Source organism: Carnobacterium maltaromaticum DSM 20342 (assembly GCF_000744945.1).
Taxonomy (GTDB): Bacteria; Bacillota; Bacilli; order Lactobacillales; family Carnobacteriaceae; genus Carnobacterium; species Carnobacterium maltaromaticum.
This window is the reverse complement of record NZ_JQMX01000001.1, coordinates 766,962-789,215: the sequence shown is the minus strand read 5'-3', so window position 1 is coordinate 789,215 and position 22,254 is coordinate 766,962. Positions and strand designations below refer to the sequence as shown.

Annotated in this window: 20 protein-coding genes and 1 pseudogene; 18 read left to right on the top strand and 3 right to left on the bottom strand. The window is 34.5% G+C overall.

Translation table 11 applies throughout. The features are described 5' to 3' along the window. Window positions 1–129 precede the first annotated feature (129 nt). The 10 genes and pseudogenes from BR77_RS03720 to BR77_RS03675 all read left to right on the top strand — a co-directional run bounded on the left by BR77_RS03720 (window position 130) and on the right by BR77_RS03675 (window position 7,921). Window positions 130–915 carry a carboxymuconolactone decarboxylase family protein gene (locus tag BR77_RS03720; RefSeq protein WP_016356421.1) on the top strand — a complete coding sequence of 262 codons (786 nt, stop codon included), beginning with the start codon at window positions 130–132 and terminating at the stop codon, window positions 913–915. Further along, window positions 912–1,892 (top strand): aldo/keto reductase, encoded by a 981-nt coding sequence (locus BR77_RS03715; protein ID WP_035063969.1) that lies wholly within the window; start codon window positions 912–914, stop codon window positions 1,890–1,892. Before BR77_RS03720 ends, BR77_RS03715 begins: the two co-directional genes overlap by 4 nt. Window positions 1,893–1,939: 47 nt before the next feature. Then, complete coding sequence (locus BR77_RS03710; protein WP_015076218.1) at window positions 1,940–2,308, top strand: MerR family transcriptional regulator; 369 nt, start codon at window positions 1,940–1,942, stop codon at window positions 2,306–2,308. 12 nt (window positions 2,309–2,320) lie between these two features. Further along, window positions 2,321–3,373 carry an NAD(P)-dependent alcohol dehydrogenase gene (locus BR77_RS03705; protein ID WP_015076219.1) on the top strand — a complete coding sequence of 351 codons (1,053 nt, stop codon included), beginning with the start codon at window positions 2,321–2,323 and terminating at the stop codon, window positions 3,371–3,373. An 85-nt stretch (window positions 3,374–3,458) separates the two neighbouring features. Then, window positions 3,459–4,343: a LysR family transcriptional regulator gene (locus tag BR77_RS03700; RefSeq protein WP_015076220.1), complete on the top strand. Its 885-nt coding sequence runs from the start codon at window positions 3,459–3,461 to the stop codon at window positions 4,341–4,343. 113 nt (window positions 4,344–4,456) lie between these two features. Beyond that, a pseudogene (locus BR77_RS03695) lies at window positions 4,457–4,869 on the top strand (cupin domain-containing protein). Window positions 4,870–4,933: 64 nt separating this feature from the next. Then, window positions 4,934–6,091: an MFS transporter gene (locus tag BR77_RS03690; protein WP_015076222.1), complete on the top strand. Its 1,158-nt coding sequence runs from the start codon at window positions 4,934–4,936 to the stop codon at window positions 6,089–6,091. A 417-nt stretch (window positions 6,092–6,508) separates the two neighbouring features. Then, a complete protein-coding gene (locus BR77_RS03685) occupies window positions 6,509–6,853 on the top strand; it encodes a hypothetical protein (RefSeq protein WP_010049662.1) in 345 nt (114 codons plus the stop codon). Between the two features lie 198 nt (window positions 6,854–7,051). Beyond that, on the top strand, window positions 7,052–7,474 hold the full coding sequence (locus tag BR77_RS03680; RefSeq protein ID WP_016356422.1) for a hypothetical protein: 423 nt from the start codon (window positions 7,052–7,054) through the stop codon (window positions 7,472–7,474). Window positions 7,475–7,507: 33 nt separating this feature from the next. Beyond that, entirely contained in the window at window positions 7,508–7,921 is a 414-nt protein-coding gene (locus tag BR77_RS03675; RefSeq protein ID WP_010049666.1) for an OsmC family protein, read from the top strand. 49 nt (window positions 7,922–7,970) lie between these two features. Here the strand turns inward: BR77_RS03675 and BR77_RS03670 are convergent, their stop codons facing one another. Then, window positions 7,971–8,462 carry a YajQ family cyclic di-GMP-binding protein gene (locus BR77_RS03670; RefSeq protein WP_010049669.1) on the bottom strand — a complete coding sequence of 164 codons (492 nt, stop codon included), beginning with the start codon at window positions 8,460–8,462 and terminating at the stop codon, window positions 7,971–7,973. 261 nt (window positions 8,463–8,723) lie between these two features. On the opposite strand from BR77_RS03670, the gene BR77_RS03665 reads away from it, so the two are divergent. Continuing rightward, on the top strand, window positions 8,724–9,641 hold the full coding sequence (locus BR77_RS03665) for a YitT family protein (RefSeq protein WP_010049671.1): 918 nt from the start codon (window positions 8,724–8,726) through the stop codon (window positions 9,639–9,641). Window positions 9,642–9,678: 37 nt separating this feature from the next. On the opposite strand, the gene BR77_RS03660 is transcribed toward BR77_RS03665, so the two are convergent. Further along, entirely contained in the window at window positions 9,679–10,491 is an 813-nt protein-coding gene (locus tag BR77_RS03660) for a Cof-type HAD-IIB family hydrolase (RefSeq protein ID WP_015076227.1), read from the bottom strand. Window positions 10,492–10,616: 125 nt separating this feature from the next. On the opposite strand from BR77_RS03660, the gene BR77_RS03655 reads away from it, so the two are divergent. The 5 genes from BR77_RS03655 (at window position 10,617) to clpB (ending at window position 17,030) form a co-directional block, all read left to right on the top strand. Continuing rightward, entirely contained in the window at window positions 10,617–11,369 is a 753-nt protein-coding gene (locus BR77_RS03655) for a prolyl oligopeptidase family serine peptidase (RefSeq protein WP_035063963.1), read from the top strand. 79 nt (window positions 11,370–11,448) lie between these two features. Then, the gene (locus BR77_RS03650; RefSeq protein WP_010049757.1) at window positions 11,449–11,790 is read left to right on the top strand and encodes a metal-sulfur cluster assembly factor; all 342 of its coding nucleotides are present in this window, start codon (window positions 11,449–11,451) and stop codon (window positions 11,788–11,790) included. 186 nt (window positions 11,791–11,976) lie between these two features. Then, window positions 11,977–13,134, top strand: coding sequence for an AI-2E family transporter (locus BR77_RS03645; protein WP_015076229.1), 1,158 nt, complete (start codon window positions 11,977–11,979; stop codon window positions 13,132–13,134). Window positions 13,135–13,358: 224 nt separating this feature from the next. Continuing rightward, window positions 13,359–13,820, top strand: coding sequence for a universal stress protein (locus BR77_RS03640; protein WP_015076230.1), 462 nt, complete (start codon window positions 13,359–13,361; stop codon window positions 13,818–13,820). A 591-nt stretch (window positions 13,821–14,411) separates the two neighbouring features. Continuing rightward, on the top strand, window positions 14,412–17,030 hold the full coding sequence (gene clpB, locus BR77_RS03630; RefSeq protein ID WP_015076233.1) for an ATP-dependent chaperone ClpB: 2,619 nt from the start codon (window positions 14,412–14,414) through the stop codon (window positions 17,028–17,030). Window positions 17,031–17,251: 221 nt separating this feature from the next. Here clpB and BR77_RS03625 read toward each other — a convergent pair whose 3' ends face one another. Continuing rightward, the gene (locus BR77_RS03625) at window positions 17,252–17,452 is read right to left on the bottom strand and encodes a YjzD family protein (RefSeq protein WP_010050092.1); all 201 of its coding nucleotides are present in this window, start codon (window positions 17,450–17,452) and stop codon (window positions 17,252–17,254) included. A gap of 236 nt (window positions 17,453–17,688) precedes the next feature. On the opposite strand from BR77_RS03625, the gene dnaE reads away from it, so the two are divergent. Both dnaE and pfkA read left to right on the top strand, forming a co-directional pair. Next, complete coding sequence (gene dnaE, locus BR77_RS03620; RefSeq protein ID WP_035063957.1) at window positions 17,689–21,033, top strand: DNA polymerase III subunit alpha; 3,345 nt, start codon at window positions 17,689–17,691, stop codon at window positions 21,031–21,033. Between the two features lie 232 nt (window positions 21,034–21,265). Then, complete coding sequence (pfkA, locus tag BR77_RS03615; protein WP_010050095.1) at window positions 21,266–22,228, top strand: 6-phosphofructokinase; 963 nt, start codon at window positions 21,266–21,268, stop codon at window positions 22,226–22,228. Window positions 22,229–22,254 lie beyond the last annotated feature (26 nt).

The window sequence follows — 22,254 nt, the reverse complement described above, 5'->3', positions numbered from 1 at the left end:
TTAATCAGAAAAATCTAGATTAAACCAACTATTTTTGAAGATTTTTTTATTTTTTTAAAAGAAAGCGCTTGACTTGGAGTGCACTCCAAGAGATAGACTATATTTGTAGATCAGAAAAGGAGGGCGAATATGGCTATTAGTAAAACCGCACAAAAGAATCACGATGAACTTTTTCCAAATCACCAGTCCGTTCTAGCCGAAACCGATCCAGAATTTATTGAACTGTTTGATAACTTTACTTTCGATGAAGTTCTTCAGTATTCAACAATCGATGTGAAGCTACGAATGAAACTTACTTTGGCTTCATTAATTGCGATGCAGTCGGTCAATGAGTACAAAGCAATGATGGTTGGGGCACTTAATGTGGGTGTTTCTCCAGTAGAAATCAAAGAAATTGTTTATCAAGCTGTACCCTATGCAGGATTAGGTAAAGTTTTTGATTTTTTACATGCTACAAATGAAGTTCTACTAGCGAGAGGAATTAAGCTTCCTCTAGAGAAAAAAGGCACCACAACAGTCGAAAATCGCTATCAAAAAGGCTTGGAAGTTGTCAGGCAAGTTGCAGATGATGCAGTGGATAAAATGTTAGAAACAATGCCGTCAAATCAGAAGCATTTAGCAACATTTTTAGCAGATAATTGTTTTGGTGACTACTTTACACGAGACGGCTTAACCGCTCAAGAACGTGAACTTCTAATATTTACTATGCTGGCTTCAATGGGCGGCGCAGATGTGCAATTAAAAGGGCACATTCGCAATAATGATCTGATAGGCAATAAAAAAGAACGTTTGATTGAAACCATTACGATTTTGTTACCTTTTATTGGTTATCCCAGAACCTTAACTGCATTAACTTGTATCAATGAAATTTTACCAGAAAAAAATAAACTATCAGAAATGGAGAATGTAAAATGAAGTATGTAAAATTTGGCAACACTGGAATGGACGTTTCACAATTATGTCTTGGAGCAATGGGATTTGGAGACCCAAATAGTGGTTTTCATGAATGGGTTTTAGAAGAAGAAGAAAGTAAAGTTGTGATTAAAAAAGCGTTAGATTTAGGGATTAATTTTTTTGATACAGCCAATATTTATTCTTATGGAGCAAGTGAGCGCATCCTCGGTAAAGCTTTAAATGAGTATGCGAATCGTGATGAAATTGTAGTCGCGACAAAACTTTTTTCAACAATGAAAAAAGCACCAAATAGTGGTGGATTATCAAGAAAAGAAATTTTCCATCAACTTGATCAAAGTTTAGAACGCTTAGGAATGGATTATGTTGATTTATATATTATTCATCGTTGGGACTACAACACACCTATTGAAGAAACAATGGAAGCTTTGCACGACGTGGTTAAATCAGGGAAAGTTAGATACATTGGTGCTTCTGCGATGGCTGCTTGGCAATTTGCTAAAGCCCAAGCGGTTGCGGATAAAAATGGTTGGACAAAATTTGTTTCGATGCAAAACCATTTAAATCTTCTTTATCGTGAAGAAGAAAGAGAAATGCTTCCTCTTTGTGCAGATCAAAAGATTGCTGTGACACCTTACAGCCCATTAGCAGCTGGACGTTTGACAAGGGATTGGGGTGCATCAACCAAGCGTTTTGAAACAGATAAAACTGCGATGTCAAAATACGATAAAACTGAGGAACAAGATCGTTTGATTGTTGAACGAGTAGCAAAAATTGCTAAAAAACGCGGAATTGAACGCGTGGAAGTTGCCTTAGCTTGGTTGCTTCAAAAAGAGCAAGTTGTGGCACCGATTATCGGGGCTACAAAAGAAAGTCATTTATTGAAAGCAATGCCAGCGTTGGATTTAGTTTTAACAGAGGAAGAAATTAAATTTTTAGAGGAACCTTATCTTCCACATGCGATTGTTGGGGCTAACTAAACGGCTAAGTTGATAAAACTATCTTTTTATTAAAGTAGGAAGCTAAAATGAATATTAAAGAAGTAAGTAAAAAAACAAATACTTCAGAAAATACGATTCGTTATTATGAAAGAATGGGTTTAATTCCAGTTATAAAAAGAACAAACGCTGGCATTCGTTGGTTTGATGAAGAGGATCTAAAATGGATTCTCTTCGTTAAACAAATGATGGAAGTAAATCTTTCAATTGAAGGCTTAATTGACTACGCAACTTTGTTTGTTCAGGATAATGTAACGCAGCAAGCAAAAACTGAGATTTTAACCGAACAAAAAATGCAACTTCAAGAGCAAATCGCATTATTAGAAAAAGCTAAACTGCGTATTGATTGCGAACTTGAAAAACAGCACAAGGAAACAAATAAATTATCAGATAACTAAAGGAGTTTTTTTATGTGTGAAAGTTGTCAAACAAAAGTATTCCAGGCAGTAGACAAAAATTATTCATCATTTGAACGAGGCTTCATTGAACGCCGTGCCTTAAAGCCAGATGATGTAGCAATAGATATAAAATATTGTGGAATTTGTCATTCTGATATTCATCAAGTTGATAATGATTTTGGGCGTGGAGTTTATCCTATGGTTCCAGGTCACGAAATAACCGGAATCGTATCAGCAGTTGGCGATCAGGTCACAAATTTTAAGGTAGGGGATCGAGTAGGAGTGGGTTGTTTTGTCGATTCTTGCGGTGAGTGTAACTACTGTCTCCAAGGCGAAGAGCAATTTTGTACCAAAGGAGTTGTTGTCGTTTTTAATTCTACTAATTATGATGGAAGCAAAACATACGGTGGTTACAGTCAAAACATTGTTGTAAAAGATAAATTTGTGATTCAAATCCCTGATACACTTGATTTAGCTGAAGCAAGTCCTTTATTATGTGCTGGGATCACTACTTTTTCCCCAATGAAACACTGGAATGTTGGACCGGGTAAGAAGGTCGCCATTATTGGAATGGGTGGTCTAGGTCACATTGCTGTTCAATTTGCTCATGCTTTAGGTGCAGATGTAGCCGTGTTAGGTCATTCTGAAAGTAAAAAGAATGAAGCTCAGCAATTTGGTGCAGATCATTATTATCTAACAAGTGATCCAGAGACATTTGAAAAGTTAGCGGGTCAATTTGATTTTATTTTAAATACAGTAGCTGTTAGCTTAGATGTTGATGCGTATATCAGTTTACTGAAAGTTAACGGTGCTATGGTTTATGTTGGATTAGCTTCAGAGGCGCAAAGTTTCCATGTTGGAAAATTATTTGGGAAACAAGCGATTATTACAGCATCAAATGTTGGTGGAATTCCTATGACGCAAGAAATGATTCAGTTTGCAGCAGAAAATAATATTTTGCCTAAAATTGAGTTGATTACAGCTGACCAAATCCCAGAAGCTTATGAACGAGTCTTAAATAGCGATGTTAAATATCGATTTGTTATTGATATGGAAACACTTTAATAAACTGTAATTTGGAATGAATTCTTTTAGCAGTTTTTTGTATTTTAATGTAAACTATAAAGGAATACAAAAAAGGAGAGTATCTATGGAATTAAGATTACTTCGTTATTTTTGGACAGTTGCTGAGGAAAAAAACATTTCAAAGGCTGCTAAAGTACTGCATATTACTCAGCCAACGCTTAGTCGCCAAATTAAAGAATTGGAAGAAGAGCTTGGTACAGCCCTTTTCAGCCGCGAAAAAAAACAGTTAAGGTTAACTGAAGAAGGCTATTTTTTAAAAGAACGGGCAATTGAAATTTTGTCTCTAGCTGAAAGCACAGAACGCGAATTTCGCAACCAAGCAAATAAGATTAATGGTGGCTATTTTTCGATTGGCTGTGTGGAGGCTGATAATTCAGACACTATGGCAATGATGCTGGAAGAATTACTTCAGGATTATCCTGAAGTAGCGTTTAATATTGTTTCAGGTACAAGTGACGATATTAGCGACAAGCTTGAAAAAGGCATTCTTGATTTGGCAATTTTATTGGAACCTACCACTGTAAACGATTTTGGAAAGATTATTTTGCCTAGAGAAGAGCGATGGGGCTTACTGGTGTCCAAAAATTCTTTTCTCGCTAAAAAGAATCAAATAGAACCTGTTGATTTAGAAGGCATACCGCTTCTTTGTTCAAATCGAGTAGCAATTCAATCGATGTTAGAAGATTGGCTAAACAAACCACTTGATTCTTTACACATTATAGGAACCTATAATTTGATTTTTAATATTTTTTCTTTAGTCGAAAATCGTGTAGGATCAGCTTTAACGATTGAAGGAGCTACCTTAAATCGAAATGCATCTGAATTTACTTTTGTACCACTATTTCCTGAAATAAAAACAAATTGTGTATTGGTTTGGAAGAAAAATCGAATTCAATCTCCAGTTGTGAAAGAATTGATTCAACGATTTCATCATGCTTTTGAAGCATAGTAAAGAATTTTTTAAGCTTTAGACGGTTGTGATTATTAGTTGTATGATTTACTTATTAATAGTAAATCATACAACTTTTTTCTTAGATATACTAAAAATTGGGGGAAGAACAAATGGCAAAATTTGAAGAAGTAAAAAAAGGTATTATTTTTCCAATTGGTGAAAAAATGAGGCCTACGCAAATTATTTTATTGGGCAAAGTTATCTGAAAACTTTGATTGCAGATCCAGCAGTGAATGTCGGTGTAGCCAATGTAACCTTTGAACCTGGATGTAGAAATAATTGGCACATTCATCACGAAGGCTTCCAACTTTTATTAGTTACCGGAGGAGAAGGATGGTATCAAGAAGCAGGAAAAGCTCCTCAATTTTTACAAGCTGGAGATGTGATTGTGACACATGATGGAGTCAAGCATTGGCATGGTGCAACAAAAGATAGTTGGTTTGAACATATTGCGATTACAGCAGGAGTACCAGAATGGTTAGAGCCTGTTTCAGATGAAGAGTGCAGTCAATTAAAAAAGTAAGCTAAAAATGAAAGATATAGAAATAATGGACTAGTGGACTAAATTAATTTTAGGAGAGAATTCAATGCACAAGCTGATAAAAATTTCTTTGTTGTCTGTTTCATTACTTATAGTGTCTGCTGGCGCAATTGCAGCAAATATTCCAGCGATTGCCTTGATATATCCATTGGTTCCTAAAACACTAGTGGAGTTTATTACGACAATGCCGTCCTTATTTATTATTTTAACTGTACCTATCAGCCATAAAATTGCTCGGAAAATTGGTTATAAATTAACAGTACAAATAGGTGTATTTATGGTTTTAACAGCGGGAATAGCTCCGATTTTTGTCCATTCTTTTGGACTCCTTTTTATGAGTAGGGTGCTATTTGGAGTGGGGATTGGTTTAATAAATCCTTTATTATTTTCTTTTGCAACTCAATTATATAAAGGTCAGGAATTATCTTCAGTAATTGGTTTACAAAGTGCTTGTGAAGGAATTGGTGGAATGCTGATAACCTTTTCTGTAGGTCAATTATTAATTACGAACTGGCGGTTATCATTTTTAGCATATCTAATCGCCTTGCCTATTCTTTTACTTTTCACTAGCTTTGTTCCGAAGGTTACTCCTATTATTGAAAAAGAAAAAAATAAGCTAAAAAAAGTAAAATCAACGAATACAATTTATGGTTACTTTATATTATTGATTTTAGTTGTCACAATTTATATGTCATTTTCGATAAAAAGTACCGCGCTATTACTAGAAAAAGGAATTGGTACAGCAACAGATGGAAGTAACTTGTTAGCCTTAGTTGGTTTAGGTTCAATGTTAGCTGGCTTTTTATTTGGTCGAACGCTCACATTTACCAAAAACTGGACAGTAGCTATTTCTTTTTTAGGCTTAGGCATTTCTTTATTCATCATCGCCTATTCTCAAACGATAATCTGGATTTCTATTGCATCTATTTTCTGCGGTTTTTCTTTTCGCACATTTGTTCCTTATCTATTTAATGAAGTGAATCAAAATCAAGCGGGAAATTCAGAAAGAGATACAGCTCTTTTATTGATAGGTTTTAATTTAGGGGCAGCCTTTACGCCGATGTCAATTGCACTCCTAGAAAGGATCATTCCATTTAAAGACAGCTCAGGCATTTTTTTCACAGAAGGGTTGATTATGTTTCTTTTAGCGATAGGAGCAGTTAGTATTCAAATTAAGAGTCACTTAAAAATGAAGGACTTATAGAATAAGTATGAGTGTACTAAGAAAAATTAACGAATTCTAATGAACAAAAAAAGCATGTGGCTACGACGAATATATTCAAGGTTTTTGCTATTTCACAACCAGAATCAGTTGGTATTACAGAAATGACCATATTACCAACTAACCAAGCCTAAGTTTTTTGAAATTAGGAGCTGTAAAATTTAAAAATAAAAACATATTCCCTTTTTTAAATGCTATAAAAATTATATTCAAATAAGCTTGCATTTATCGATGTATTATGTTAAATTGATATAGTTTTCAACTGAAGAATAGTGTTGTTGATCTAAGGATAAAGGTCCAATCTAAAAGCTGGTTATTGTATCTTGATGGTGCTATAATAGGTTAAAATATTTCAGTTATTTTTTTATAGTAGTTTTAGTAAAAAGGGAGCTAAATGAGATGAGAAATTATTATTTTTTAGAATATGGCAGTGACAAATGCATCGCAGTTGTTGAGAATGATTTACGTGAGCGTTATGATTTGGAATTTAATAAACACGGAGATTGTATTGTAGGTGACTGTATGAACTATTCTGGAAAATATGCGGATCAAATGCTAATCAAAGAAAATTATTTTGGTAAAGACTGGCAATATCCTGAGCATAAAGAGTACAAAACAGTGATTGCAATTAGCTTTATTGAAGGAAAAAATAAAAATAAAATCCAAAAATGCAATACTATTAAAGATTGGTTTGCTGGGATGGAACATGTTCATCTATTAAAAGAAGAAACGGTTGTTGGATAAGTAAAATCAGTCTAATCAATCGATAATTAGTTAACTAGTAGTAAAAGCTGAATGATTAAGGGATAGTCTGTAAAGTAGAGGGAAAATCTGACTTTACAAGAGCCTTAATCGATTTCAGCTTTTTTTATTATCTATTCTTTACTCAGTAAATAGTTTATAATTAAGAGGAAAAAGATTTATGAGAGGTAGGGAATAATAATGCCAAATATAACAGCAAGTTTCGAGGGGATTTTACGTGAGAAACAAGTTCCATTAGCTAAATCAATTGATGAGCAAAAACAAACTTTTTATAGTGGAAGTTTTCAGTTAACGCCAACTAAAACGTTACCATTTCATGTCGTTTTTCAATCAGCAGATGGAATTAGCGATGTAGAGATTGTCTATTCAAAATTAGCAATGATTTCAAACTATCAAAAAAAAGCAGAGCTGTTGGAGCTATTTAACCAATTAAATGAAGCTGAAACAGCTTATTACCGCATTTGTTTAGCCGGTGATGGAGAAGTGTATTTGCGATTGCTGACTCGTACTACAAATGAAGTAATGCCGATTTATGAAATGTTAATTACAGGATCAGGGATTGCGCAACAAATCATCAATAAGATTGAAGCCCTTTTAAAATAGGCTATTTCGTAGTGGAAGGAGCGAGGCATTCAGATGGAAAAGAGTATTTATCATACTGAAGTTGTGAATCAAGATGGTGGGACAGGTTTTGCTTATGTAAAAAATAATGGTTTATCTGTTCAAGTTTCTAGTCCTTTAAGTTCAGAAGAAGGATCAAATCCAGAAGAATTGTTAGGATTAGCCTATAGTACGTGTTTGAATGCAACGATTCAAGCAGTGTTGAAAGAACAAGGAAAAAGTAATTTAAGTCGCGTTCAAATAAATGTTGATTTAATTCCTGAAGAGATTGGCTATCATTTTAATGTTGAAGCTTTGGTTTGGATTGATGAACTATCGATAGAGGCAAGCCAAAAAGTAGCTGAAGCTGCAGACCTAAGATGTCCAATCTCCAAGTTACTTGCCGGTAGTGAGACAGTTGCCATGCGCGCAGTAGCGGATTTAGATTGAAAAAAACGTATGAACTCCAATTAATTTGGAAGAGTTCATACGTTTTTATTTATCTGTAATTTGAGAATTGTAAATCAACAGGTAAATTAGCTCCTCTTAATAAAGAGATCACTTGTTGCAAGTCATCACGGCTTTTACCAGTCACGCGGATTTGATCATCTTGAATCGTACTTTTTACTTTAATACCAGATTGTTTAATCAAAGTATTAATTTTCTTAGCATTTTCTTTGTCAATCCCGCTGATTAACTCCGCATGTTGTCGAACATTTCCGCCAAAGGCTTTTTCACTTTCACCGTAATGGATATTTTTAGTCGGAACACCACGCTTAATTAATTTACTGGTTAGAACATCTTTTACTTGTCCAATTTTATAGTCATCTTCAGAAATAAGCACAAGTTGATTGTTTTCTATTTTAATATCACTAATAGAACCTTTAAAATCAAAACGATTTTTTATTTCTTTTAATGCAATTGCAACGGCATTTTTGACTTCTTCATGATTAATCTCTGAAACAATGTCAAAACTTGCTTCTTTAGCCATAATATAAACACTCCTTCATTTAATTTAGTTAATAATTTCAGTTTACCACATTTTATCAAAATTCTGAACTCTCTTTAAATTTAATAGGATCAGCTACTTTAGAAATAGTTTGTTTTATGAGACTATTCTGCCAATTACAATTGCATTAAACTTAGTCTAGGAATGTTGTAATAGAGCTTGTTATAACGTATAATCCAAGAGGGTTATTTTTAAAATAAATGACGATGCATTACCGATATAAAATAAATAGGAGGAACTTAAATGGCACAATTAAAAACGCCTAGTTTTTATTCAGAATTGGCAAAAAAAATATTTTTTGTATTTTTTGCGGCAATTACTAATGCGATTGCATTAAATAATTTTTTAATTCCTGCTCGTGTTTATGGAGCTGGGTTAAATGGAGTTTCACAGCTATTATCTTCCTTTTTATTCGATTTCAGTCATATAGAAATTAGTACAGGACTTTTAATTATGCTTTTCAACATCCCGATTGCCTTATTAGGCTGGTATAAAGTCGGGCGTGATTTTACATTATTTAGTTTTTTGACAGTTGCTTTAATGTCTATATTTTCAATGATTTTACCCATTCAAGAGGTCACAAATGACCCGATTATGAATGCGATTGTTGGTGGAGTTATTAGTGGAGTTGGTGTTGGACTTTCTTTAAAATATGGATTTTCAACAGGTGGAATGGATATTGTTTCAATGGTTTTAGCTAAAACGACAGGTCGTTCTATTGGTACCTTAATGTTTGGTATCAATTTCATCGTCATTTCATTGGCAGGTTTTGCTTATGGCTGGGAATATGCTTTATATACGCTATTGTCTATCTATGTCTTAACAAAAGTAGTCGATACGATTCACACCAGTCATCAAAAGGTTACAGCGATGATTGTGACTCAACACTCTGCTGAAATGACAACAGCGATTAAAGAAAAGTTAATTCGTGGGATTACACTTTTACCAGCAAAAGGCGGATTTTCAGGCGCAGATAGCTCGGTTTTAATGGTCGTGGTAACACGCTATGAACTATATGATTTAGAACAAGCTGTTAAAGAGACGGATCCGTTTGCTTTTGTAAATATTTTGCAAACAAACCGCGTGATTGGTGAATTTTGGGATAGTGATAGACAAAAATCTCATCGTGAAGAAACAAAAAGAAGTCAAGAAAATAGATAAATAAAAAACGAGACAGAATTTTCTGTCTCGTTTTTTATTAAGCTAAATTCAAGTAATTCTCTAAATAAAGTGCCAACCCATCTTCATCATTTGTATGACGCGTAATGTCATTTGAAATGTTTTTTAACGCTTCAATCCCATTTTGCATCACAACTCCATGACCAGCATACTGAATCATTTCATAATCATTATCTTCATCACCAAAAGCAATAATATCTTTTTGTTTAAAGCCGTAGACATCGGCAATTCGCTCAACACCAAGTGCTTTTTGAACACCAGCAGAAACAACTTCTAAACAAGGTGTGTTGCCACCCCAAGTTCGAACTTCAATGGAATCACCATAGCGAGCAATTAACTCATTTGTAATCGGTTTTTGGTTTTCAGCAGTTGTAAATAAACAAACTGAAGTTGGATTATCTTTTAAATTTTGTGGAGTTAACGCTGTAAAACTATTTTTTCCTTCTGGGAAAAAATGTTGATTTGGTTCATAAAAAGTATCTGCGTAAAATGAATCTTTGACTTCAGCACAAATCATATGAATATCTATATGTTGCTTTAAGCTTAGAATATCTAAAGCGACATCACGTTCTAAAGTCATATGATATTGAGATTCCCAATTTCTATTTGCAGGCATGTGACATAGAGCACCATTGAAATTGACAATTGGTGAATCTAATCCTAGTTCTTGGTAAAACTGTTTACTAATTCGGTAGGGGCGTCCTGTAACGATGGAAACTGTGTGGCCAGCATCACGTACCTTTTTAAAAACATCCTTCGTTTTTAACGAAATTTTTGACTCATTATTTAAAGTTGTGCCATCTAAATCGATTGCAATAAGTTTCTTTTCCATAAATACCTCCAAGTGGTTCTTTTCTTACAAATTCAACCTTTTATGGTACACTATTTTTAAGGCTATACAAATAGTGTACCATAAAAAAAAGGGGATTTGTACCCACTAGGAAAGAAGGAAAAAGAATGATTACAATTAAACGAGTGGTCATTGATGGCAATCCATTATTAGAAGTAGTGTCACAAGACAAGGCGACGGAGCAATTACCGACAGTAGTATTTTATCATGGCTGGACCAACTATAAAGAAAGTGTCTTAGTAAATGGCTATGAATTAGCAAAGAGGGGAATGAGAGCATTACTTCCAGATGCATACTTACATGGCGAGCGAATGGAAATGCCATTAGTTGAGGAAGCTTATAGTGAATTTTGGAACATTGTGACCCATAATTTAAAAGAGTTGCCTGGAATTAGAGACTATTATGTAGAAGCAGGCCTATCGGACCCTAATCGGTTTGGCGTAACGGGTCTATCAATGGGAGGTATTACAACTTGTGGAGCATTGACGTGCTATCCATGGATTAAAGCCGCTGTTTGTTTAATGGGAAGTCCTGAACCCATTCAGTTTTCACATTGGTTACTAAGTTCATCTTGGGCAGAAGGACTGAGTGTGCCTGAAAAATATTTAACCAAATTACAAGAATTAGAACCCATTGATTTAAGTTGTCAACCGGAAAAGATTGCAGGCCGACCCGTTCATTTTTGGCATGGTACAAGTGATACAATGGTACCTTATCAACCAACTTTTGATTTTTATCAAAAAATAAAAGAAGAAAATTTTGCTAAGAATGTTAGTTTTACGACAACAGAAGGAGTCGGGCATAAAGTTCCCTATTTAACTTCAGTCGAAATGGCCGATTTTTTTGCTGAGCATATCTAAATAGAAGCTAAGAAAGATTTACTTTTCATCTAAAAAAAGGTATGATTATGTCAGAACTTAACTGGAGGTAGTATGATACATGACTGATAAAGAAACAGTTTGGACCGAAGATGAAATTAATGCAATTAAAGAACATATCGTAGCTGCTTTGGAACAAGTTATTGATCCAGAATTAGGGATTGATATTGTGAACCTAGGACTAGTCTATGAAGTGGAATTATATAATGGTGGACAATGTGTCATTAAAATGACTCTAACAACTATGGGATGCCCGTTGGCAGATGTGATTACAGAGCACATTATCCAAGCACTAAAAGAAGTACCAGAAGTTTCAGAAACAAAAGTGGAACTTGTTTGGTATCCTGCGTGGACAACCGATAGAATGTCAAGATATGCACGAATTGCTTTGGGGATTCGTTAAAAATGAGTGAATTTTTAAAAGCTAGCTTACTTTGTCTAAAAAGTGAGCTAGCTTTTTTATAAGTTTTATTTGCTTAATGTGGTGGGATTTATGATTCTCTCATATAGCAACGTATAGCTAAAAATGGTATAATGAGCTATTATTATTTAAATAACTAAGAAAGTGGTGTGGGGAACCCGATAAATTATGAAAAAAATAGAAATTGATTGGAATTATTGGATTGTACGATTTTTATTCGTAGTTGTAGTTATACTTGGTTTTATATTCATAACAAATTTTCAAGTTGTAATGGATGGAATAGGTCGATTTTTAGGTGTCTTATCACCTTTTATATTTGGCTTTATAGTAGCTTATTTATTAAATGGTGCTCAGAAAAAAATAGAAATTCTTGTTAAAAAAATTAATGTCCCTCTTATACAAAAGCGCAGTCGAGCAATAAGTGTGTTGATTTTATATACTCTTAGTATCTTTTTAATCTTTTTAATTTTGAATTATCTTGTGCCTTTAATTATTCAAAATATTATCGATGTCATCCATTTGTTGCCAGCTTTTTATAGCTCTTTATTAGAGTTTGCGACTGGGTTAGAAGATAAAGGCATTATTGAGTTAATTAAGTTAGAAGACTTCTTTAAATCATTTACATCTAGTTACACGCCTGAAAAAATATTAATGCAAAGTACGGCGTCTTTAGCTTCATTAGGAATTTTTGCCAAAAATATTTCTGTGGGTGTACTAAATACGTTCTTAGCTTTCGTTATTTCAATTTATGCGTTGATTTTCAAAGATTCTTTACTTGGTTTTTTTGCACAAGTTTCTAAGAAAATTTTATCAGAAAAAACATTTAAGCGCAGTAAAACATTGGTGCAAAGAACGAATGAAATATTTTATAAATTTATCATTTGTCAGTTTATTGATGCGTGTATTTTAGGAGTGCTATCAACAATTATTTTATCCCTATTAGGTGTGAAATTTGCAGTAACACTAGGAATATTATTAGGTATTTGTAATATGATTCCTTATTTCGGCTCCATTTTCGCTTCGATTGTGACGATGATTATTACCTTTTTCACTGGCGGACTAAGCTTAGCAATAGCTACGATCATTTCGTTACTAATCCTGCAACAAATTGACGGTAATATCATCGGACCTCGTATTATGGGAGGGGCACTGAATTTAAACCCAATTTTAATTATTTTATCGATTACAGTTGGTGGGGCTTATTTCGGAGTATTGGGAATGTTTTTATCGGTTCCAGTAGCCGCAATTCTCAAAATATTAGTCATGAATTGGTTAGAAGCAACCAGTAAAGGCGATGAAAAAGGTCAAGAAATTTCTCCACTGTGAAAATGAAGAAGAAAGGTATTTTGTCTTTCTTCTTCATTTTTTTACATAAAATCTAGCATTCTCTTTTGTGTTAGTAAGAAAAGCTATAAAGAATACATAATAAAATTATGGTAAACTTGATGATTTTATTTCAAAATTTAGTATTTTTCTACCTAAATTAAAAGGGGTATCAGTTCAAGTTTTGCTTCAGTTGTATTATACTAAAGAAAAGGAGATGATGAACTATGCCTCAAGAATATCAACGAGTATTGGTAGCCATTGACGGATCAAAAGAATCTGATTTAGCCTTTAAAAAAGCCGTTCAAGTGGCGAAAAGAAACAAAGCTGCACTAATTAGTTTGCATGTGATTAATGATAGTGATTCAGTTTTCAGTTATGGATATGCAGGGATTGATTTGAATCAATTAATTGCAAATGAAACCAAAGAATCAAAAGAAAAGCTTGATACTCTACTGCTTTATGCAAAAGAACAAGGTGTTGATTCGGTGCAATCTATTATCGAATTTGGCAATCCTAAAAAATTAATTGCTAAAACAATTCCTGAAAAAGAAAAAATTGATTTAATTATTGTCGGTGCAACTGGCTTAAATGCAATTGAGCGTGTGTTAGTAGGTTCGGTAGCAAGTTATGTTATTACACATGCTGCTTGTGATGTGTTAGTAGTAAGAGATGAAATTTCTGAATAGAAAAAACAAAGATTGGTCAAAATACCTATTGAAAACACAGCGATGCTTTGATGTGAATTTAATGGGTATTTTTTGCGAAAAAATAAATAGATTTTGTTTGACCTTTTTTGACCAATTAGATATAATACTAATAGAAAGTAATTAAATAAATAAAAATCATGTTGGAAATTGCTCTTAAATGAGCCTAAAAGAATTCAAAAAACTTTTTGTCTTGACCAGTTTTTATGAGCCAGTCCTTCGAGAAAAAGATGAAATTTCGAGATGGCAAAGAACGCCACATCGAATTTCCCTATTTTCTTACCAGGCCTAATCGGCTCAACAAACTTTTTATCAAGGCTAGTTCTTATGAGCCAGTCCTTCGAGAAAAAGATGAAATTTCGAGATGGCAAAGAACGCCACATCGAATTTCCCTATTTTCTTACCAGGCCTAATCGGCTCAACAAACTTTTTATCAAGGCTAGTTCTTATGAGCCAACTCTTCGAAAAGAAGATAAAATCCCCTCAAAGTAAAAAGATACTTTGTGTGTATTTTCCTATCTTTTTGCCAGAGCTAAACGGCTCAACAAACTTTTTATTATAGGAGGAATTTTTATGGAATTAGAAAAATTAACTTCAACGATGCAACAAGCATTAGGTGATGCGCAACAAATCGCCGTGACACGCCATAATCAGGATATCGATATTGTCCATCTTTGGAAAATATTTTTATCTCCTGATCATTTTGCTCGAGGTTTGTATCAAGAAAGCGGAATTGATACCGCCGCATTTGAACAAGAAGTTGATCGTGAATTAGATCGCTATCCATCTGTTGAAGGTGGCAATGTTCAATACGGGCAAGGTATGAGCCAAAATTTGTACAATTTATTATTAGAAGCAGATAAAATTAGAGAATCTTTTAAAGATGAATATATGGCAACAGAAACAGTTGTGCTTGCTTTAATGAAATTAAAGAATTATAGCTTAACTAGATATCTAAAAGAGCAAGGTTTAAATGAAAAAACCTTGCGTGAATTAATTGAAAAAATGCGAGGAGGAGATCGTGTGACATCACAAAATCAAGAAGAACAATACCAAGCATTAGAAAAATATGGTACTGATTTGATTCAGGCAGTTAAAAGTGGAAAGCAAGATCCGGTCATCGGTCGTGATGAAGAAATTCGCGATGTAATCCGAATTTTGTCTCGGAAAACAAAAAATAATCCTGTTTTAATTGGGGAACCAGGTGTTGGTAAAACCGCAATTATTGAAGGATTGGCTCAACGGATTGTGCGGAAAGATGTTCCTGAAAATCTAAAAGATAAAACTATCTTTTCTTTAGATATGGGTGCTTTGATTGCTGGAGCAAAATTCCGGGGTGAATTTGAAGAACGATTAAAAGCAGTCTTGAAGGAAGTTAAGAAAAGTGACGGTCGAATTATTCTCTTTATTGATGAAATTCACACAATTGTCGGTGCTGGAAAAACAGAAGGTAGCATGGATGCAGGGAATCTTTTAAAACCAATGCTAGCTCGTGGTGAATTGCATTGTATTGGGGCAACAACTTTGGACGAATATCGTCAATATATGGAAAAAGATAAAGCCTTAGAAAGACGTTTCCAACGAGTTTTAGTCAATGAACCAACTGTTGAGGATACAATTAGTATTTTACGTGGACTGAAAGAGCGCTTTGAAATTCACCATAGTGTCAATATTCATGACAATGCATTAGTAGCAGCAGCAACATTATCGAACCGTTATATTACAGACCGCTATTTACCAGATAAAGCGATTGATTTGATCGATGAAGCCTGTGCAACTATTCGTGTTGAAATGAATTCAATGCCAACAGAGCTAGACCAAGTCACAAGACGTTTAATGCAGTTAGAAATTGAAGAAGCTGCTTTGAAAAAAGAAAGCGACGATGCAAGTAAGAAACGCTTGAATTTATTACAAGAAGAGCTTTCTGAATTAAGAGAACAAGCGAATCAATTGAAAATGAAGTGGGAAACTGAAAAAGAAGAGGTTTCTAAAATTCGGGATAAACGGGCTGAAATTGAACAAGCACGTCGTGAACTAGAAGAAGCAGAATCAAATTATGACTTGGAACGTGCAGCAGTGCTACGCCATGGTCAAATTCCAGAATTAGAAAAAGAAATTGAAGCTTTAGAAGCTGAGAATGAAGAAAAAATTAAAGGCGATAATCGTCTTGTTCAAGAAGCGGTAACTGAAAATGAAATTGCGACGGTTATCGGTCGAATGACAGGTATTCCTGTTAGCAAATTGGTTGAAGGCGACCGCGAAAAATTATTGAAACTAGGCGAAACCTTGCATAAACGTGTAATCGGTCAAGAAGAAGCAGTTGATAGTGTAACGGATGCTGTTATTCGTGCTCGTGCAGGACTACAAGATCCATCAAAACCATTGGGATCATTCTTGTTCCTAGGACCAACTGGAGTAGGGAAGACAGAATTAGCCAAAGCGTTAGCTGAAAACTTATTTGACTCCGAAGAGCATATGGTTCGAATTGATATGAGTGAGTATATGGAAAAACACAGTGTTTCTCGTCTAGTTGGTGCGCCTCCAGGATATGTTGGTTACGAAGAGGGCGGTCAATTGACAGAAGCAGTTCGTCGCAGTCCATATACAATTGTACTTTTGGATGAAATTGAAAAAGCTCATCCAGATGTCTTCAATATTTTATTGCAAGTCTTAGATGATGGTCGTTTAACAGATTCTAAAGGCCGAATTGTTGATTTTAAAAACACTGTTTTAATTATGACAAGTAATATTGGTTCTAGTTTATTACTAGATGGAACAGATGCCGATGGTCAAGTTGATCCAGCTGTTGAGGATCAAGTTATGAGTTTACTAAAAGGTTCATTTAAACCAGAATTTTTAAATCGAATCGATGACACTGTTTTGTTCACACCATTGAGTTTAGAAGATGTTAAAGGGATTATTGTTAAAATGACAGCTTCACTAAGTGAAAGATTAGTGGATCAAGAAATTGTCTTAGAGATTTCTGATGAAGCTAAAACGTGGATTGCTGAAAATGCTTATGATCCAATTTATGGAGCTCGTCCATTAAAACGCTTCTTAACAAAAGAAGTTGAAACGCCGCTAGCAAAAGAAATGATTGCTGGTCGCGTCCTACCAAAAACAAAAGTCATTGTGACATTACTCGGTGACCGTTTGGTTTTTGAGAATATTGATTTAAGTGAAGATGTATAAAAAAATTAGTGAGAAACCTTGAATTGACGCGGAGTTGATTCAAGGTTTTTTTATGTATTTAACTAAATATACATTTGTGAATAAAAGCGCATGCATAAAATGTGCGTTTGTTCAATTGTGAGCAAAAGGTTTTCGGTAACAGATTTAAAAAATAAAATAGAATGAAAATAAAAAAAGTACCAGCTAAAAAGCGATACTTTTCTTTTTGAACATTCAATTAATTAATCTGTTGTTGTTTCAATTTTAGCTTTTTTTGAATCACTAGCTAGTAATTCTCCGATAGCGATACAAAGTACGCCGCCAGCTAAACCAAGTAGTGTTGCTAATTTAAAATCATACGTACTATTTCCAAGGGCACTTCCAATATAATAAGTTGCTTGTCCAACACAAAATGCCCAAAATATAGTTGCTACATATTTCATTATTTGCACCTCTTCTCATTCGCTTATATTTTATCATATTTTAGTGTTTTGTAAAGCCTAAACCTGATTTATTTATAAGAATCATCTAAAAAAATTAGGTTTAAAAAAAATGATTAAAATCTTTAAAAAATAAAGGGGAATGTTCGTTTGCTAAGTAGGCAGAAAACAGGTTATAATAGGAAAGATGATTGGTTTTAACTAGTAGTAGATAAATAACGATGGGGGTGACCAACAGTATGACTTTTGTACACTTACAAGTAATCAGTGCCTTTAGTCTTTTAAAAAGTACAACTTCAATTGAAAAGTTGGTTATTTCTGCTAAAAATAAAGGGTATAGTGCAATAGCTTTAACGGATCACAACGTACTATACGGGGTCGTGGATTTTTATAAATGTTGTTTAAAGCATAACATTAAACCTATTTTAGGTTTAACACTAGATATTGCAGGGGTAATGGATAGTGGGAATAATTATCCGATAGTTTTATTAGCTGAAAATTTAGAAGGATATCAAAATTTGATGGCTTTGTCTACTGAAAAACAGCTTTTACCTGATGGGGAACGGCTTGATTTTCAACATATAAAACCATACTCTGCACATGTCATTGCAGTTACACCCGGTGAAACTGGGGAAATCGAACAGGCTTTGCTTAATAAAAATCCCCAACTAGCTGATGATATTACGACGAAATGGTTGGACTTATTTAAAAAAGAAAATTTTTATTTAGGTGTTCAAATCCATCAAAAGTTACAACCAATTCAGTCAAATTTGAAGGCATTAGCTGAAACAAAGCATTTGAAAACTGTCGCATTACATGATATACGCTATTTAGATCCAAATGATGATTTCAGTACAAAGGTGCTGCGTGCTATTGATGCAGGTGAAAAAATTGATTTAGCTATCGAGTCTACCAGTGGCCCTTTCTATTTACCTGAAATGTCTGGAATACGAGAACGATTCGCAACAGCTGGTTTAGAAAAAGAAGTTGAGGAAACTGTAAAATTAGCTAATCGAATTCAACCAGAAATCTTATTGCACCAACATTTGCTTCCGAGATACCCTGTTCCAACAGATGCTAAAACAGAAGATTATTTAGCAGAACAATGTTTTAAAGGGTTACAAAAACGTGTTCCTAATGCAGATGAGCGTTATCAAAAACGTTTAAATTATGAATTAAGTGTCATTCAGAAGATGGGTTTTTCAGATTATTTCTTAATTGTTTGGGACTTAATGGCCTATGCTCATAAAACGAAGATTTTAACAGGAGCGGGTAGGGGTTCAGCTGCAGGTTCATTGGTTTCTTACGTGCTTGAAATTACGGATGTAGATCCAATTGAGTATGATTTGCTTTTTGAACGTTTCTTAAACGAAGAACGTTTTACGATGCCGGATATTGATTTAGATTTTCCGGATAACAGACGAGAAGAAATGTTAATCTATGTTAAAAATAAATATGGACAGGGCCATGTGGCACAAATTGCGACATTTGGGACTCTCGCAGCCAAAATGGCTTTACGAGATGTAGCTCGTGTCTTTGGCTTGAGCCAAAATGAAGCGAATGTTTGGTCGAAAGCTATTCCTACGGTACTAGGGATTACCCTTGAAGAAGCTTTTAAAACATCAAGTAGTTTAAAAAAATTAGTGAATGAAAATGAAAAAAATAAACTTTTATTTGATACAGCTAAACGCATAGAAGGTTTGCCACGTCATGTTTCTACTCATGCGGCTGGGGTTGTAATCAGTGATCAACCACTAGTTTCGTTAATTCCGTTGCAACACGGCAGTAATGGAATTCATTTGACGCAATATGCCATGGGTAATGTGGAAGAGATTGGTTTATTGAAAATGGACTTTCTTGGACTTCGTAATTTACAGATATTAGATAACGCCTTACAACTAGTAAAACGTGAAAATGGAACAGATGTAGATATTCATAAAATTCCAATGGATGATCAAGCGGCTTTAGAAATATTTAGAAAAGCGGACACTTCTGGTGTTTTTCAGTTCGAGTCATCTGGTATTAAGAATGTTTTACGGAAGCTTGGTCCAACATCAATTGAAGATGTGGCTGCGGTTAATGCTTTATATAGACCAGGTCCGATGGAGCAAATTGATTTGTTTATCGATCGGAAAAAAGGGCAAGTTCCAATTGAATACCCTCATGATAGCTTGAAAGAAATTTTAGGTGTTACTTACGGGGTTATGGTTTATCAAGAACAAGTTATGCAAGTGGCTTCTAAAATGGGTGGTTTTAGTCTAGGGCAAGCGGATATCTTACGTCGTGCTATGAGTAAGAAGCAGAAAAATATTATTGACGAAGAGCGTAAACATTTTGTTGAAGGTGCACTAGAAAAAGGGTATACATCTGAAGTTGCTACAACTGTCTATTCTTACATTGAACGTTTTGCTAACTATGGATTTAATCGAGCGCATGCCTTTGGTTATGCCTTTATTGCGTATCAACTGGCCTTTTTAAAAGCTCATTATCCCCATGCTTTTTTTGCTGCCTTGTTGAATTCAGCTATCAACAATCCAACAAGAATCAAAGAATATTTATTGGAAGCTAAAAAACGAAAAATAACGGTTTTACCACCAGATATTAATCAAAGTTTGTATATGTTTTCTTTGAAGGAAGGTAAAATCCAATTTGGACTAATTAGTATCAAAGGCTTACGTCGTGATTTAGTCAAAGAGATTATTGCTTCGAGAAAAGAGCATGGACCATTTAAGGATTTAGTTGATTTTTTACGGAGAATAGATCAAAAATGGCTGAAAGATGAGATTATTCGTCCATTTATCTATGCTGGAGCATTTGATTGTTTTGGATACAGCCGTGGAGTGCTAGTTGCTTCTTTAGATGGGATTTTAACAAGTGTCAAATTTAGTGGAAATAATGTTGGTTTATTTGATATTTTAGCGCCAAAATATGAAACTCATACAGCTGATCTAAGTATGGAAGAACGATTAGAGATGGAAGAGCAAACATTAGGCGCTTATTTATCTGGTCATCCAGTTGAAAGTTTTGAGAATATTCGGTTTTTAAAACAAGCAGGCTATATCAAAGATTTACAAGCTGGGACCAATGCTCGGATTATTGGTCTGGTAAAAAGTGTTCGTAAAATTAGAACAAAAAAAGGTGAACAAATGGCTTTTGTCCAAGTTAATGATCAATCGGCTGAGTGTTCCATTACTTTATTTCCGCAAAAATTACGTCAATTTGGACGTTTAATTGAGAAAAATAAAATTATCTATATAGAAGGTAAAGTTGAAGAAGGTCAGCAAGAGGAAAAACAAATTTTAGTCAATCAAATTCTAGATGCGGTTGTTCTTGGAAGTGAGAGTAGTAAAGATAAGTGCTTTATTCGGATTCAATCTGAATTGGACTCACCTGAAATTTTAAAAAAAATGAATCAGCTACTGCAAGAAGAGCATGGGAATATTCCGGTTATTCTATATTATGTTGCCACCAATAAAAAAATGGTGCTCAATGAATCTGAATGGGTAAATGGTTCAGAAGAACTCATTCTCAAATTAGAAGAATTAGTCGGAAAAGGCAATGTTGTGCTTCAAAAAGGGAGTTAAAAGTTGAATCTCTGGTTCATATTGCACAAATAACGTTCTTTTTTTGCAAAATCGCTATTTTGAAAAGACAATTGCTCTGAAAAGTGTTAGAATAGCCATGTGAGCTTTTTACGATGCTATTGTTTGATTTGTTTCAACGACGGCTTAGAAAAAGGTTTAGGAAGACGTAAAAATTCTTTTTTGAAAGAAAAAAGTTATTTTTACGATAATAATTCTATGAGGTGAGAGGTATATGAAACGTATCGCTGTTTTAACAAGTGGCGGGGACGCTCCTGGTATGAATGCTGCCGTTCGCGCAGTTGTTCGTAAAGGAATTTACGAAGGTATGGAAGTTTACGGAATCAACTACGGTTTTGCCGGTTTAGTTGCTGGGGATATCCGTAAATTATCAATTAGTGATGTAGGAGATATGATCCAACGAGGAGGAACATTCTTATACTCAGCTCGTTATCCTGAATTTGCCACTGAGGAAGGCCAATTAAAAGGGATTGAGCAATTGAAAAAATTTGGTATTGAAGGATTAGTTGTTATTGGCGGAGACGGTTCGTACCACGGTGCAATGGCTCTAACAAAACATGGCTATCCAGCTGTAGGTCTACCTGGAACAATCGACAATGATATTCCTGGAACAGATTTTTGTATTGGATTTGATACAGCAATCAATACGGTTTTAGAATCAATTGATAGAATTCGTGATACGGCTACTAGTCATGTTCGGACTTTTATTATTGAAGTAATGGGTAGAGATGCTGGGGATATCGCTCTTTGGGCTGGTATTGCTGGTGGAGCAGAACAAATTATTATTCCTGAAAAAGAATTTGATATGGCAGAAGTTGCAAAAACAATCCAAAAAGGCCGTGACCGCGGTAAAAAACATAGTTTAATTGTGGTTGCAGAAGGCGTTATGGGCGGAAATGAGTTTGCTGAGAAGCTAGCTGAACACGGCGATTACCATGCTCGTGTAACAGTTTTAGGTCACGTACAACGTGGTGGTTCTCCATCAGCTCGCGATCGTGTTTTAGCAAGTAACTTCGGTGCTCATGCTGTTGATTTGTTAAAAGTAGGTCGTGGCGGTTTATGCGTTGGGATTCGCGATAACAAGATTGTTGAAAATGATATTGTTGAAACACTTGAAAAAGGTAAGCATAAAGCTGATTTATCCCTATATCAATTGAATAAAGAGATTTCTTATTAAAAAGAATCAAATAATTGAGATTTATG

What these genes read in the sequence shown, in the direction of transcription:
- pfkA (WP_010050095.1), top strand. Translation starts at nt 21,266, where the DNA reads ATGAAACGTATCGCTGTTTTAACAAGTGGCGGGGACGCTCCTGGTATG.
- BR77_RS03665 (WP_010049671.1), top strand. Translation starts at nt 8,724, where the DNA reads ATGGCACAATTAAAAACGCCTAGTTTTTATTCAGAATTGGCAAAAAAA.
- BR77_RS03645 (WP_015076229.1), top strand. Translation starts at nt 11,977, where the DNA reads ATGAAAAAAATAGAAATTGATTGGAATTATTGGATTGTACGATTTTTA.
- BR77_RS03685 (WP_010049662.1), top strand. Translation starts at nt 6,509, where the DNA reads ATGAGAAATTATTATTTTTTAGAATATGGCAGTGACAAATGCATCGCA.
- BR77_RS03710 (WP_015076218.1), top strand. Translation starts at nt 1,940, where the DNA reads ATGAATATTAAAGAAGTAAGTAAAAAAACAAATACTTCAGAAAATACG.
- clpB (WP_015076233.1), top strand. Translation starts at nt 14,412, where the DNA reads ATGGAATTAGAAAAATTAACTTCAACGATGCAACAAGCATTAGGTGAT.
- dnaE (WP_035063957.1), top strand. Translation starts at nt 17,689, where the DNA reads ATGACTTTTGTACACTTACAAGTAATCAGTGCCTTTAGTCTTTTAAAA.
- BR77_RS03715 (WP_035063969.1), top strand. Translation starts at nt 912, where the DNA reads ATGAAGTATGTAAAATTTGGCAACACTGGAATGGACGTTTCACAATTA.
- BR77_RS03680 (WP_016356422.1), top strand. Translation starts at nt 7,052, where the DNA reads ATGCCAAATATAACAGCAAGTTTCGAGGGGATTTTACGTGAGAAACAA.
- BR77_RS03650 (WP_010049757.1), top strand. Translation starts at nt 11,449, where the DNA reads ATGACTGATAAAGAAACAGTTTGGACCGAAGATGAAATTAATGCAATT.
- BR77_RS03660 (WP_015076227.1), bottom strand. Translation starts at nt 10,491, where the DNA reads ATGGAAAAGAAACTTATTGCAATCGATTTAGATGGCACAACTTTAAAT.
- BR77_RS03705 (WP_015076219.1), top strand. Translation starts at nt 2,321, where the DNA reads ATGTGTGAAAGTTGTCAAACAAAAGTATTCCAGGCAGTAGACAAAAAT.
- BR77_RS03690 (WP_015076222.1), top strand. Translation starts at nt 4,934, where the DNA reads ATGCACAAGCTGATAAAAATTTCTTTGTTGTCTGTTTCATTACTTATA.
- BR77_RS03700 (WP_015076220.1), top strand. Translation starts at nt 3,459, where the DNA reads ATGGAATTAAGATTACTTCGTTATTTTTGGACAGTTGCTGAGGAAAAA.
- BR77_RS03720 (WP_016356421.1), top strand. Translation starts at nt 130, where the DNA reads ATGGCTATTAGTAAAACCGCACAAAAGAATCACGATGAACTTTTTCCA.
- BR77_RS03670 (WP_010049669.1), bottom strand. Translation starts at nt 8,462, where the DNA reads ATGGCTAAAGAAGCAAGTTTTGACATTGTTTCAGAGATTAATCATGAA.
- BR77_RS03625 (WP_010050092.1), bottom strand. Translation starts at nt 17,452, where the DNA reads ATGAAATATGTAGCAACTATATTTTGGGCATTTTGTGTTGGACAAGCA.
- BR77_RS03675 (WP_010049666.1), top strand. Translation starts at nt 7,508, where the DNA reads ATGGAAAAGAGTATTTATCATACTGAAGTTGTGAATCAAGATGGTGGG.
- BR77_RS03640 (WP_015076230.1), top strand. Translation starts at nt 13,359, where the DNA reads ATGCCTCAAGAATATCAACGAGTATTGGTAGCCATTGACGGATCAAAA.
- BR77_RS03655 (WP_035063963.1), top strand. Translation starts at nt 10,617, where the DNA reads ATGATTACAATTAAACGAGTGGTCATTGATGGCAATCCATTATTAGAA.